This is a genomic window from Dolichospermum planctonicum, assembly GCF_005402965.1.
Lineage (GTDB): Bacteria > Cyanobacteriota > Cyanobacteriia > Cyanobacteriales > Nostocaceae > Dolichospermum > Dolichospermum planctonicum.
This window is the reverse complement of record NZ_BJCF01000008.1, coordinates 90556-104219: the sequence shown is the minus strand read 5'-3', so window position 1 is coordinate 104219 and position 13664 is coordinate 90556. Positions and strand designations below refer to the sequence as shown.

General features: G+C 37.5%; 14 protein-coding genes and 1 pseudogene. 3 read left to right on the top strand and 12 right to left on the bottom strand.

The window, feature by feature from the left end:
* Nucleotides 1-221 (top strand): annotated as a pseudogene (locus FFO06_RS06055) (hypothetical protein); the annotation flags it as partial.
* Between the two features lie 40 nt (nt 222-261).
* Here FFO06_RS06055 and FFO06_RS06050 read toward each other — a convergent pair.
* The 9 genes from FFO06_RS06050 to dndC form a co-directional block, all read right to left on the bottom strand.
* Entirely contained in the window at nt 262-1020 is a 759-nt protein-coding gene (locus FFO06_RS06050) for a HEAT repeat domain-containing protein (protein ID WP_137907225.1), read from the bottom strand.
* Nucleotides 1021-1091: 71 nt separating this feature from the next.
* The gene (locus tag FFO06_RS06045; RefSeq protein WP_236097077.1) at nt 1092-1577 is read right to left on the bottom strand and encodes a GNAT family N-acetyltransferase; all 486 of its coding nucleotides are present in this window, start codon (nt 1575-1577) and stop codon (nt 1092-1094) included.
* Between the two features lie 18 nt (nt 1578-1595).
* A complete protein-coding gene (locus FFO06_RS22690) occupies nt 1596-1733 on the bottom strand; it encodes a DUF8624 family small hydrophobic protein (RefSeq protein ID WP_168358188.1) in 138 nt (45 codons plus the stop codon).
* 66 nt (nt 1734-1799) lie between these two features.
* Entirely contained in the window at nt 1800-2204 is a 405-nt protein-coding gene (locus tag FFO06_RS06040) for an ABC transporter permease (protein WP_137907224.1), read from the bottom strand.
* Nucleotides 2189-3475, bottom strand: a complete 1287-nt coding sequence (locus FFO06_RS06035) for an AmpG family muropeptide MFS transporter (RefSeq protein ID WP_137907223.1) — start codon at nt 3473-3475, stop codon at nt 2189-2191. Before FFO06_RS06035 ends, FFO06_RS06040 begins: the two co-directional genes overlap by 16 nt.
* 559 nt (nt 3476-4034) lie before the next feature.
* Nucleotides 4035-4430, bottom strand: coding sequence for a DNA sulfur modification protein DndE (gene dndE / locus FFO06_RS06025; RefSeq protein WP_137907221.1), 396 nt, complete (start codon nt 4428-4430; stop codon nt 4035-4037).
* 59 nt (nt 4431-4489) lie between these two features.
* Nucleotides 4490-4852, bottom strand: coding sequence for a four helix bundle protein (locus tag FFO06_RS06020; RefSeq protein WP_137907220.1), 363 nt, complete (start codon nt 4850-4852; stop codon nt 4490-4492).
* 48 nt (nt 4853-4900) lie between these two features.
* Nucleotides 4901-6889 (bottom strand): DNA sulfur modification protein DndD, encoded by a 1989-nt coding sequence (dndD, locus tag FFO06_RS06015; RefSeq protein ID WP_137907219.1) that lies wholly within the window; start codon nt 6887-6889, stop codon nt 4901-4903.
* A 228-nt stretch (nt 6890-7117) separates the two neighbouring features.
* Nucleotides 7118-8743: a DNA phosphorothioation system sulfurtransferase DndC gene (gene dndC / locus FFO06_RS06010; protein ID WP_137907218.1), complete on the bottom strand. Its 1626-nt coding sequence runs from the start codon at nt 8741-8743 to the stop codon at nt 7118-7120.
* A 184-nt stretch (nt 8744-8927) separates the two neighbouring features.
* On the opposite strand from dndC, the gene FFO06_RS06005 reads away from it, so the two are divergent.
* Together FFO06_RS06005 and FFO06_RS06000 are read left to right on the top strand one after the other, a co-directional pair.
* Nucleotides 8928-10529 (top strand): DGQHR domain-containing protein, encoded by a 1602-nt coding sequence (locus FFO06_RS06005; RefSeq protein WP_137907217.1) that lies wholly within the window; start codon nt 8928-8930, stop codon nt 10527-10529.
* A 100-nt stretch (nt 10530-10629) separates the two neighbouring features.
* Nucleotides 10630-11835 (top strand): DNA sulfur modification protein DndB, encoded by a 1206-nt coding sequence (locus FFO06_RS06000; RefSeq protein ID WP_137907216.1) that lies wholly within the window; start codon nt 10630-10632, stop codon nt 11833-11835.
* A 12-nt stretch (nt 11836-11847) separates the two neighbouring features.
* Here FFO06_RS06000 and FFO06_RS05995 read toward each other — a convergent pair whose 3' ends face one another.
* The 3 genes from FFO06_RS05995 to FFO06_RS05985 all read right to left on the bottom strand — a co-directional run bounded on the left by FFO06_RS05995 (nt 11848) and on the right by FFO06_RS05985 (nt 13663).
* Nucleotides 11848-12321, bottom strand: coding sequence for a DNA phosphorothioation-associated protein 4 (locus FFO06_RS05995; protein WP_137907215.1), 474 nt, complete (start codon nt 12319-12321; stop codon nt 11848-11850).
* Between the two features lie 97 nt (nt 12322-12418).
* Nucleotides 12419-12979 carry a Uma2 family endonuclease gene (locus tag FFO06_RS05990; protein ID WP_137907214.1) on the bottom strand — a complete coding sequence of 187 codons (561 nt, stop codon included), beginning with the start codon at nt 12977-12979 and terminating at the stop codon, nt 12419-12421.
* Nucleotides 12980-13024: 45 nt separating this feature from the next.
* The gene (locus FFO06_RS05985; protein ID WP_137907213.1) at nt 13025-13663 is read right to left on the bottom strand and encodes a Uma2 family endonuclease; all 639 of its coding nucleotides are present in this window, start codon (nt 13661-13663) and stop codon (nt 13025-13027) included.
* Nucleotide 13664: the final 1 nt, after the last annotated feature.

The window sequence follows — 13664 nt, the reverse complement described above, 5'->3', positions numbered from 1 at the left end:
TGCACTCAGATACTAACGCTGCTGACAATATTCTAGCAAGAATGAGTGATGTTGAAATCACTCGATATATGAAACATTCCGATGTGAAGAAAATCTTGTTAGAAAGAAGTCAGAAGTTTCGGGATTCTTTGATGGAAACCGCAGCGATAACGGGCCAGGATAAGCCCCAGACTCTAGAACCTGAAGTCAGGTCAATCAGAGAGCGAATTATCAGCAATTGACACTGTTTGACCAAGGTTTAACTACGTTAGTTGTGTATCTCTAAAACCATCCTTCTTGTTCCAGGGTTTCAATTAATTGTAAACCGCGAGGATCTCCTACTCCCAGAAGCGCGGCTTTAGTGTCTTCTCTGACTCCTAAGTCTTTGTCTTCAGCAAAAGCTTGAATTAGCGCGTCTATTGCTGTAGCATAGACGACATTGGAAGGTAGTTCTTTACAAAGCTGGCCGATTGTCCAAGCGGAGTTACTACGCACAGCGGCTACAGGGTCTTTAACCAAGGCTTCAATCAGGGCAGGAATAGCACCTACAATGGCTTCATAACCTACTTCTGTCATCTGTGCTAGGGCGCTGGCAGACCAGAGACGAACTGCGGAAATATCGGTTCTGAGGGCATCTGTGAGGGGTGCTAAGGAACGAAAATCACGACAGTTTCCTAAAGCCCATACTACTCCTTTGCGAACATAACCATTCCCATCGCGGTTGAGTTGAGTAATTAATGGTGCTACGGCTTCCGAGGACGGGTTGCGGCCGATACCATAAGCGGCGCTGACTCGCACCAGGGGACAGTTATCTGTTAATAGGTGGATGAGATGGGGTGTTGCTCGTTGATCCTGAAGATCGCAAAAAGCACGCGCTGCTAACATCCGCTGTTGGGGCTGGGGATTTTTCAGGAGTACCAGCATTAATTCTACATCAGGTTTTTCTACTTCTGATTCATCAGTAAGTGGTTCTATTTGGTCTAGGGGGGTAATAAGCTCCCCTTCGGTATCAAGTAGGCTTAGTTCGTATTCGTCGTACATAATGATTCCACTGTAACCCCTATTCCTGGATGGCGGTAATTCATGAATTACTAATTGTCAATTGTCAATTGTCAATTCTCACGCGACTGAAGTGATTTTACCATCCAGAGGGATTGTTCTTGATAACCGAGTTGATGATAAAGATCTAATGCGGGTGTGTTTGTTTGAAATACTTGTAGTCCGATTTGTCTGTATCCCCTTTGTTTAGCCCAATTTTCTATATAATTCATTAATGCTTTGCCAATACCTCTATGGCGATATTCTGGCATCACATAGAGAAGAAAAATATGAGGATGGCGATCGCCGCTGACCTGATCTATAGCATTTCCCACCCAAAGACAGCCTATGGGTGATTGGTGGTGATTTTTTGTTTCCTGTTCATCATATACCCACCATAAAGGGGTATCACGGGACAAATATTGTTCAACGGTACGGGTTAGGTGAGAAAAGTTTTGATTGGGGAATTGTTCTTGGTAAGTCCGCTCCATGAATTTTACCAAGAGGGCTTGATCTACGGTAGAACCTTGCTCAATAGCATAGCCTGGGAGTAAATTCAAAATGGACTGATTCCCCAATTACTTAATTATGATCCCAATAGGTGCGGGGGCAGCCATGTCCGATGGTAAAAAGATCCTGGCGCTGACTGCGACCAAAGCAAAGGTAAAAATCAAGACTGCAATCAAAGGGGCGATATATTGACGTAAAAAGGCCATGGTGTTCGTGTGAATAAATAGGGACTATCTTGATTTTAGCAATTATTCCAATTTGGTAAAGGCTGGCTACGATTCCTGATTTTGGTCTAATTCATCTAAGACCTTTTCACAATACCAATTTTCTGGCATTTCCGGAGCGTTTTCCTTGGCTTGTTGAATGAGTCTTTCCGCAGCAGCCACATCTCCAGATAATCTAGCAATTAGGCGATTTTTTAAGTAATTGCTAGTAAATTCTTCCTCTGGTTGCTTGAGTATGGTGGGAGTAACTGTTTTCTGGGGTTCTCTCCGTAATTGCCAAAATAAGACGTAATAGAGTGTACCAAAAATCAGAATCAGACTAATTGTTCCTAGTAGTGTGAGGAAATTAAAAGCCAGATTTTGCAGAACTAATTGTGAGATGACATAGCCCAGTAATAAACCTGTGACTATGAGAACGAATGTACCAGCAATAATAACTACTTGGGGTCCCATATATCTTCTTCTTCTAGTCCTGGTCTGTTAATTGCTAACGGTTTGGGATTCCAAGGGGCAAACAATGGTAATAGTAGAAGTCCCGGTACAGCAGCAAAGATACTAATTACAAAAAATAACGGCCATCCTGTACTTTTGGCTAAAGAACCGGCTGGCGCAACTAGAATATCACGACTTACGGCCATAAAACTAGAAAGTAAAGCATATTGTGTGGCAGAATACCGTTGATTACACATACTCATCAAAAAGGCCACAAAGGCCGCTGTTCCTAATCCAGCACAAAAGTTTTCTATATTAATTGTCAGGAGGAGAAACTGATAATTTTTACCAACTTGTGCCAGAATTAGATAGGCTAGGTTGCTGACTGCTTGTAAAGCACCAAATACCCAAAGTGAGCGATTTAATCCAATTTTACTCAAAAACGCGCCCCCTGCCAATGTACCAACTATTGTGGCTATTAATCCCATACCGCCTTGAATTGCGCCAATGTCGGTTTGTGTGAAGCCCGTTTGCAGTAAAAACGGTGTGGACATATTATTGACAAAGGAATCACCGAGTTTATAAAGGACAATAAATAGCAGAGTAAGTATAGCTTGAACCAATCCTTGACGCTGGATAAATTCCCCAAAGGGCAGAATTACAGCCTCGGTTAAAGATGCTGGGGGATTGATTTCTTTGGGTTCTGGTGCAAACAAAGTGGCAATAATCCCTAGTCCCATACCTACGGACATGAATAAGTATACTGATGACCAAGCTATTCTATCAGCAAGAATCAGGGCTAAAGAGCCTGTGAGTAGTAAAGCAATGCGATAACCTAGTACAAATACTGCTGCACCTGCGCCCATTTCCAGCGGTTCGAGAATATCCGTACGGTAAGCATCAGCAGCGATGTCTTGGGTGGCGCTCAGGAAGGCAATGACGACAGCGTTAATAGCTAGGAATTGCAGGGCTTGTTTGGGTTGCTGTAGGGACATGGCCGCGATCGCTATTAATAACCCAATTTGAATTACAATTAGCCAACCCCGTCTTCTGCCTAAAAATGGTAATGTAAACCAGTCTAACACCGGTGACCAGAGAAATTTTAAGGAATATGGCACACCTACCAGGCTAAATAAGCCGATAGCGGTTAAATCTACCTTCTCAACGGTCATCCATGCTTGTAAGGTCTTGCTGGTCAAAAACAAGGGCAACCCGGATGAAAATCCGAGTAGGATCAAGGCCGCCATTTTTGGGCTACCGAAAACTCGCAGTAGGGACTTGACTGGATTCATCTAAACCTCCTCCAGGAGACCCCCACCAAAACTGTACTCAGTTTGGTGATGGGAGGAATGGAGGGTTAATTGTGAAACTTCCCTTGAGTAATTTTGTGTGCCAGCACAAACAATGAGAGGGACAGTTGAGCAATTAACAAATCTTTTATACTGCATACAAATAACCATCCTTTGCGTGAATGCGTTTACAAAACTTATGTGATATTCCTTATGAATTGGGTTTAATGGCGTGAAGTTGGTATCTAAAACAAATACTTTGGACATATTGTCCCTCCTTGCGGGTAATGTTAGCCTAGACAAAGATTTAAAGGCTTTTTACGCAACAGCACTGGATTAACCCAATAAGCCTGTTTAACTGTTAACCTCACCAGCTACAAACTGGCTGCGTATTTGTAGGTGAGATGACCTGAAAATCGTAGTGATTTAACACTTAGTCGGGTAAACTCTGGGCTTTTAAAGCTCCCACTTACCCTCAGGGAAATGGTGGGTAATTTACTTTTCCTCGTCACTTAGGATATTTGCAGTTATCGGCCATTGGGGTGGCACAACGATCGCAAAATCAGGATCTTACTTTCTTTGTGGACAGTTCAATTAGATCTTCAATTTTCTTAATATTCTGATCTCCTGCTAGGTAGCCAATACCTCTATGTAAGTGTAAGCGAAATTGGGTAATTAGGGTCTCTCTATCTGTATCTAAACCGTCATTGTAACAGCGTTGTTTGAGAGCCAACAGTAAAATATCCGCTATTTCTCCCCCAAAAACCCGCCATGTCATCTCCACGTTGCTATCTTGGGGAATAGGTACAGGTGACGGTGCTGCGGGTTCTGCAAGAGAACGACAAAAAGCCCACCGACATAATATGTTCCATTGTTCGATTTTGGTGCTGCGTTTGAGTTTGAGTAGTTGTTCTTTGGCTGTTTGGGAAAGTTTGATTCTTTCTATTGGTGATTCCATGATTTTGGTAATTGGTAATTGGTAATTGGTAATTGGTAATTGGTAATTGGAAAAATCTATTAGTCATTACCAATCGAATTTAAATAAGCATTTAACTTTGCGGGAAGTTCATGAATTATCGGTTTGAGAATATTTACTTGTTCAACTGTTAATAAATTACGGGCATAAGCAAGCCGCAACCAATGAATTGTTTCATTAAGAGAACCTCTAGCTATTTTAATAAAGCGTTTATTGTCTTGAAAGTTATAACGTCCTCTACCCTCTGCTATATTTGCTCCAATGCTATCTGCTGAATGCACAATCTGCTTACCAATTGTATCTTTACTAAAATTATCCCATCCCATAACCACTTTCCAAATTTCATTTGCTAATTTTTCCGATAATTTATACACTTGTAACTCTTCAAAATCTGGTCTACCCATTACCCATTACCCATTACCCATGACCCATTACCCATTACCCATTACCCATTACCAAAAATAACCAGGTTTGATTGTGGTTTCTCGTTTGCTGGAGTTGTATTGGAGTAGGTATTCACGGGCTATGGCTTCGGTTTCTTGCAGGTTTTGATATTCTTTTTTCGCAATTTCGGTGTCGGTGGAAAGGAGAATTACTTGATGGCTGGCTGAGGGAAAATATCTTTCTACTAAGTTGTTACGGTGAGAGGAGTCTAGTCTTCCTAAGGGGGTGTCTATGGCTATGGGTAAACGTCTTCCTGATACTTTAGCTAATCCCCACAAAAATGCGATCGCTAATAGTTGTTTTTCTCCTGCTGAAAGCCGATGTTTGGGAACCGGTTTTCCATTTAAATCATATAATGATAAGCCGAAGGTTTTACTGTCTATGGCTATGCGATGTACTAGGTCTGATTTATGTAATAAATATAGAAAGCAGTTTTTTACTTCTTCTTCTAATTTATTCAATTTTCTCAGGGTTAATCTTTCTCGAAATATTTTTAATGTTTGTTGCACTTTTCCGGCAGAATTAATAATATGTTCACTATTTTGATATTTGAGATTTTCTACTGTATATTCATTTAATTCTTGTCTCAGTTTTTTGGTTTCTGCTTCTAATTCTATCAGTTTTTGATTCATCATTTCTGCTTGATATCTAATTTGATTAAATCCAGTTTGTGCCTGTTTAACTGCTTTTTGTAATTTCATATATTCCTCTGGTGCGGCCGCTGTTTGTACTTGTCTTTCTAGGGTGAGTATTTCTTCTTCATAATTAGTTAATTCATCTAATTGTTTTTGGGCTGTATTTTGACCAATTTGCAACCGATAGGTTATATTGTCAACTAAACTTAAACTTTCTTCATCTGCATTTAACCAGGTATTTTCTATGGATAAGTTATTGCTATATAAGTTATTGATATCTTCAGCTAAAAAAGATTGAATATTACTAATATTAGTATTCTCTATATTTAATTGTCTTAGCCAATTAATTAATCTTTCATCTCTCGCAATTAAGACATCTTTAGCTAATTGAATTTGTTGAGTTTTCAGTTCTTTTTCTCCCTGTCTTTGAATTTGAGATAATAAAGGACTAATTAACGCTAAAGGTAAAACATCACCTGCTAATTCACATAAGGACTCACGGACGTTATTAGCAAGTTTGATTTTCTCTTCTCTTTGTTTTTCTAATTGACTACGTTCAGCAGCAATTTTACCACCTTCATTCACAAATTTATCTAAGGCTTCTTCCTGAATTTTTTCTAATTCTGCAACTTTCATATTAACAGTTGCTAGTCTTTGCCGATTATTTTCATATTCTTGCTGTTTTTCATGCAGTTTAGTTTCAATTTCTTCTAATTTACCTAAATCTTTATTGTCTGCAAATTCTCGTTTTTTGCGATTCACTAAAATCTCTAAATCAATTGCTAATTTATCTGCTAATTCTAAACCCAAAAGTCCATTAATTGCGTCAACAACTATGGGTGGTGGTATTTCCTGTTCTGCAAGTTCTTTAACTTGTTCACCGTCAAAGAGAAATAAATTGGAAATACCTAAAGGTAAGATATTTTCTATATATTCATCCCAAATATTTGCTAATGAATCAATTGGCCAAGTTTCATCATCACCTAAAATCCCTAAATGGTCTTTACCGTCTTTAGGATTTTTTTCCCAAGTCCGCACAACGCGATATTGTATGGGTCTATCTTCTTCGATATGTTCAAAAACCAATTCAATTCTGGTTTTTTCTGTGGGGTTAGCTTTACTGTTGACACATTGGGTTAAAAAATCACTATAACTCAGATTTCCTCTAGTTGAACATTGGGCGCGTTGTCCATATAATGCGAGACGAATGGCATCTATTAAGGTAGTTTTTCCGCCACCATTCATTCCCCCTAAAAGGATAATTGGGCGGGCGTTATCTTCATCAATTTGGGGGTTGAGGTTGATGATTTGTTTACCAGCATAAGGACCAAAGTTTTGCAGAACTAATTCTAGGAAGATCATGATACAATTTTGGATTTTAGATTTGGGATTTTAGATTTGGGATTTGAGATTGATATTGTTATCTATCGGATGACTATGGGAAGGTTAAATATATTACTTTCTTCCCACCGAAGAATATGGATTAAATGAACCACGTTCGCAGAGCGTCCCGAAGGGATAGGAGCGAAGAACGCGAAGAAAAAAGGAACAAGAAAGAAGAAGTTATTCTTACCCTGGGAAGGAAGTATTCTATTGGTCTGGGCTATTATCTAAGTTCTTTTGTGCATATTTGAAATTAGCCCAAGTTTGTGGTTTACTCTCTTCTTTATCCGGGCTATCTCCTAATGTTAATTGTTTGACTTTTTCTCGCACTGTAGCAACATCACCTTCTAATGCTGCTTGTCGTAAATCTCTTTTTAAATGGGCATTTCTAATGGCTACTTCTGGAGAACGGGAACTTGTATCAAAGCATTTTTCTAGGCTTTCGTAAATACCCACACGGCGAGTTTTTTTCTTAAATTGTCTTTCTGTATCTAATAGTCTGGCCATTAATTCTAAGTGCATTCCGTCACCGTCACAAATTTCTTCTAATACTCCCCATTCATCACTACCAAGTATACTTTGATCTGCACCAGGACGGGGATCTTTAAATACTTCTCCTGTCACTTCTTCATATATTCGGGGAACACTATCATCAAATTCGTGTCTTTCTTCTAACCAGATTCGGCGAATTTCACTTAATTCTTCTATAGTAAGTAGGGTGATGTCACGCATATTTTCCGGTGCTGTTTGACGAATTTGCTTTTCAACTTTTAGCAGCTTTCTTAAAAAATCTTCCCGCGCTTCTTTAAGATATGGACCAGGAATAGGTTCAATAGATACTTCACCTTCTAAATTACGTTCATACAGTTGGACACCTCCACGTCTACGGCGAAAATCTCTCCGGTTACGGTTCTCTTCTAAATCTAATTCTTTGCGAAAATCTAATAATGGTTGCATCCATTCTTTTTCTTCATCATTTTGAATCATTGCTGTTAATGATTTATCTTGACTAACAAGAGTACAAACCCAGCAACCAAAACGGGAACTTCCACAACTGGGAGTAGTTGTATCAACAACTAAAGGACATTCATTATCAGCAGATGCACCTCGATAAATAGCAAATAACTCTTTATTACTGTATTTCCAGGGATTTTCCCATTGCATTAAATAAATCCATACATCATCATTTTCCCAATCTTCAATAGGACTATAAACTAAAGAGTTTGGTAAATTCATATTAGGACTTAGGTGATCTCTTACTCTCTGAGCTTCTAACTTTTTCATTCTATGGGCGCGTTTTAAGCTCTCAGCTTTGCGCGTTCCTAATACAACAATTGCTTCTCCATTATTACGAACAACATCACGAATAAACCGATTAGAAGGATTAATTTTAAGACGTTCTGTACACCAACGAAATTTTCCTCTTGGGGCTGGATAACCCTTACCAATTAAACCTACCCAAAATGTTTCTTTAAAATCTGGACTTAATAAATGGGGTTCAAATGGTAATCCTTGCTTTTGTGACTCAAATTTCATTTGTTCTAACGAATTACGTACCCAAGCCGCAATAATAGGATTTTCTACAAGTGTGTCTGTAGTAATGACATATATTTTTTTAGTTCTTTTTTCCGGTGGGAGTCCAGAAATTGCATTCCAAATAAGCTGTAAAGTAGCAGTGCTGTCTTTTCCACCGGAATAGCCTACCACCCAAGGTATTTGGTCTAAACAATACAATTCTTGAATTTCTGTAGTCAAAGCTTGGATATACTCCACTAACTCCGGTACAGTACGATTTTGCTGATTTTTATTTTCTGGCTGTTGTGAATAAGTCATTTTTCCCCTACTTGTAGATACATGAACCTAAAATCAATACTTCCCTATGGGACGATGGAATTATTTAGTATATAAATCAACCTAGCTATGAGTGCAACATAATATTTTTAAAAATAACATCATTAGTATCCATTTTTTTTGGATAATAAAGCAACAATTAGTCAATAAGTTTTTAAAAATTAATATGAATGATAGTACAAACACACTAAATAATCAACTCGCTAATGAGTATCTAGAACGGGAAAATAACGATAAACAGGTATTAGCTTTACTGCTAAACCGGTTTTTAGAGAAAAAAGACCAAATTCTTGTCCAAAAAACCGAAATGGGTGGTACAGAGGCTTATATAGGTTCTGTTACCTTGGAATGGTTCGCGGGACGGGTACATTTTGCGTCAGGTTTACCCCTCCTGCAAAAAAAGTACAACCCAGATACGGAAAATATCGAAATTGATGCTGATAGCATTGATGAAATTCAACAACGACCTGTTGATTGGTCGCGTCAAGCCCCGTTAGTACAGTATTTAGCAGCGAGAAAAAACCATAAATTTCCGGCTGTTTTGGTGGTAATTAATCAACCTTGGGTAGATAACCCCAAAGCAGTAGAATGGGATAGTCAAGGACGGGCTAAAAAAGCGACTACTGATTTTATACCCTTAGATAAAGATGGTAAAGTTGGTTTACTGAATATTTCTGAAGAGAATGTGACAATTTATGCTTTAGATGGTCAACATAGATTAATGGGTGTACAGGGTTTAATGGAATTAATTAAATCTGGTAAACTCCAACGTTATAAAAAAGATAAAACTGCTGATGAAAGTTTTATTACTTTATCTGATTTGATCGATAAATATCAAGTAGAACCTGCTTATTTACAAAGTTTATCTAAAGAGAAAATTGGTATTGAATTTATTTGTGCGGTGAATACTGGAGAAACTCATACAGAAGCAAAACGACGAATCAGATCAATTTTTGTTCATGTAAATTTGATGGCTGCACCTTTAAGTAAAGGTCAGTTAGCACAACTAAATGAAGATGATGGTTTTGCCATTGTAGCGCGAAAAATTGCCGTTACACATCCACTTTTAGAACAGAAGCCAAATCGCAATCCTCGTGTTAATTGGAATAGTGCCACCGTAGCCGCTAATTCTACGGTTTTAACCACTCTGCAAGCCCTACAAGATATGTCTGAAAGATATTTGGGGCAAAAATTCCCTCACTGGAAACCTTTAGAAAAAGGGTTAATTCCCATGCGTCCAGAAAATGAAGAAATTCAGGAAGGAATTGCAGATTTTAGATTACTTTTTGATCATTTAGCTAATCTTCCCAGTTATAAAATATTAGAACATGAAGAAACAACAGTTTTACGTCGCTTCCATTTTGAAAAAGACGGGGGTGAGGGAAATATGCTATTTCGTCCAGTTTCTCAAATTGCTTTAGCGCAAGCTTTGGGAAATTTGGTATTTAAAAAAGGTTTTGCTTTGACGGATATTTTTAAAAAGTTAGAAAAATTTGACCGTCAAGGGGGTTTTAGTGGTATGGAATATCCTCAATCTTTATGGTATGGGGTTTTATATGATCCGAATAAAAAGCGGGTACAAGTAGTAGGAAAAGATTTAGCTGTGAAGTTATTGATTTACATTTTGGGGGGAATGACTGAAAAAATAGAAGTTACTGGTTTACGTAAGGCTTTAGCTAATGCTAGGACTATAGAAGAACAAACTATAGGTTTTGATGGTAAGTTTGTCAAACCGCAAGATGTAGGACTACCGATTATACTGAGTTAAGCAAGTTAGCTAGTAACATCGCTCTGGATTTTATACTGATGCTTAATATCACTATTGTTGTTTATTATATTTTTAATATAGTTCAATATACGGGTTTGATATGACTCAATTAAACGAAGAAAATAACAACGATATTACTCCTGAAGTAAAAGCTCAGTTTAGCTCATTTATAGAACCATTCTTTTCTAAATACCATCGTGAACGCTGTTATCCGGGGTTGATTTTGCGCCACGGTAAGCGACAAATGCTACAAATTAATATACCACCCGGAGATTTTCCTGCACTTTTGGTAATCAAACCTGCTACTGAGAATGATCCTGATTCAGGTAGACAACGCCCAGAAGTACCAGGCCATGCTGACGAGATCAAAAATTATATTATCGAGCAAGCGCAAAAAGGAAAACCTTGGATTTTGGGAACATTGACAGCAAATGTAGCTTTAGGAAAAATAAATATTCTTGAATTTGGGAGAGGTATTTGTTTAGTTGTAATCCCTCGTGGAGTAAAGTTAGAGATTACAGATGGTCAACATCGTAAGAGTGCTATTCAGAAATTAATTGAAGGTGATCTAAGTGACTTAATTAGTGATGATGATTTTCCAATTACGCTGGTTTTAGAAGAAGACATTGATCAGTGTAAAAAAGATTTTCGAGATATGGCTCAAACGAAACAACTTGATAAAGCTTTGCTATTGTCATTTGGTGTATCTGAAGGTCGTGTTGGTATTACTAAAAAAGTGGTAGAACAAGTACACATCTTTCATAAAAAGACAGATAAGGTTCATGATAATCCTCGTGTTACCAAGGGATTTATTTACACAAATAACTACATAGCTAGGGCTGTAAGTTGTGCTTTTACTAATAATCCCGAAGCTGAACTTAGCGACTATGATGTAGTGATATCGTCTAACTCCCTGGCTAATTGTCTCAATGGGTTTTTCTATGAATGTAGTAATACTAGATATATTTCTGTAAAAAAAGCAGAAGATTTGACTGTTGCTGAGATCAGGAAATTTAAGGATGAATGTCTATTGGGTGTGAGTGTGGGACTGGAAGTTTTGGCTAGACTACTACATTTAACTTACAACAAAGACAGTAATTATTTTGATGAAACAAAAGTTTCCCAACTTGCAAAAATAGGTTGGACAAGAGATAATCCAATTTGGGAAAATACTTTAATCAGAATAGATCCTAACCCAAAAAATCCAAATAAGCGTTATAAACTATCTACAGGTGCAAATGCAGTAACAGATGCAGTTAAAAAGATTAAATATGAATTAGGATGGACAGATAACTCTTCCTGTTAAACATACCCTAACTCAACTGAGGAATTTAGTTAAATCAAATTCCTCGTCCTCTTTTTGATTGTTTGCTCTTTCATAACTGAGAAATAGTAAAATCCGCTCAGAATAATCTACCGCACCTCTTAACTCATTTTGTAATATTTCTAGTCCACCATTAGCGTATTCTTCAAAAATTCCATTACGTTGTTTTTCGTATTCTTCCTCATGAGGAGACAAAATAATAATATCTTGAGTTTCTGTAAGCGCAATTAATTTAATTAAAATATCATATCCAGATACTGCAAAAACTTCTAACCTAATTGGAGCAGGTTCACGTTTAGAAATTTCCCCCAAAGGAATACGCTTTCTATGCTTTACACCCAAAGCAGCAGCAAAAACAATCACATCAGCGAAAGTCTGAAAAGGACCAGTTTCCCCATCAGCAGAAGTTAAACTTTTTACCAACTCAGCTTTATCCTTAGCAACCCTGATTCTACCAGTTTCCGCCATAATTATAAAATCTACACCCTTAACATCATAAACCAACGCTAACTTACTAATACCACAATCTTACCCTCTTCTTTGCGACTGTGCGCGAAACAAAGAATCAAAAAACATCCTCATAAACCAGAGAAAGAGGAAAAGTAAAATCAACACTAACTAAATGTACATCATCACCCTCAACAAAAGGATGTAACTCCCATAAACCCCTATCATTTAACCGAAAACAATCCAAACCCACCTTATCAGCACTAATTAAAACATATTCCTGCAAAGTTGGAATCTGTCTATATAACTGAAACTTACCTCCCCTATCATAAGCCTCCGTACTCGGAGAAAGCACCTCAACGACTAAACTAGGAAATTGAATAAACTTAAGCGCTTTTTTATCTTTAGGGTGACAACTAACAACAACATCAGGATAAGTAAACGGACCATTTTCCGATATACCCACTTTAGCATCAGCAATGTTAACACGACACTTACCACCTTTTAAATGATTTTTTAACCCAGAAGCTAAATTAAAAGCAATATCATTATGAGGAATAGTTCCCCCGGTCATAGCAAAAACTTCACCATTGATATATTCATATTTAATATCTTGCTTTTCCTCCCACTCCAAATACTCAAGAGGACTCATATAACTTCTATCAAAATTAGCAACCATAACATTTACCTCCTAATTTTCCGTAAAATAAATTAACTAAATAAATTAACTAAAAATTTGCAACAACCAGCGATTAACCTCACCATCATCTTGATTTAAACTACGTTGAATGGCTTCCTGAACAGTAGATATTTGTAAACCTGGTAAAACCTTTGACTCCTCAATTCTTCTACTCCCACCGTCAATAATTTCCAAAGCAATAATATCATGATTATTAGCATCCATTACCCAATATTCCTTTACACCCAACCGTTCATAGAGTAATCGCTTAAACCCCAAATCATCATTAATAGAAGAAGCAGCAACTTCTACAACTAGAGTAGGTGCTGCTAACTCATTAATATTGACAGGAGAATTATTCAAAGGTGGAAATTTGATTTTATCCCCAATATAAAAAGCTAAATCAGGTTGACATTCACTTTCACCTATTTTTCTAAAGCTGGTATTAGTAGCTTCAATAATTTTGATATTTTTGAGAGTAGCAAATAAACTCACTACCTTAGAAACAATAGAATTATAACGGCCATGACGAAAACCAACTGGTAACATTTCTACCCTCATATAATTTTCATAAAAATAAAATCTTCCGTGCTGATAATCAGAATGTTCAGCGACTTCTAGAAATTCATCCCAACTTACCTTTACCCAACTATCAGTAACCAAACTTAAAGAACTAACAACCATA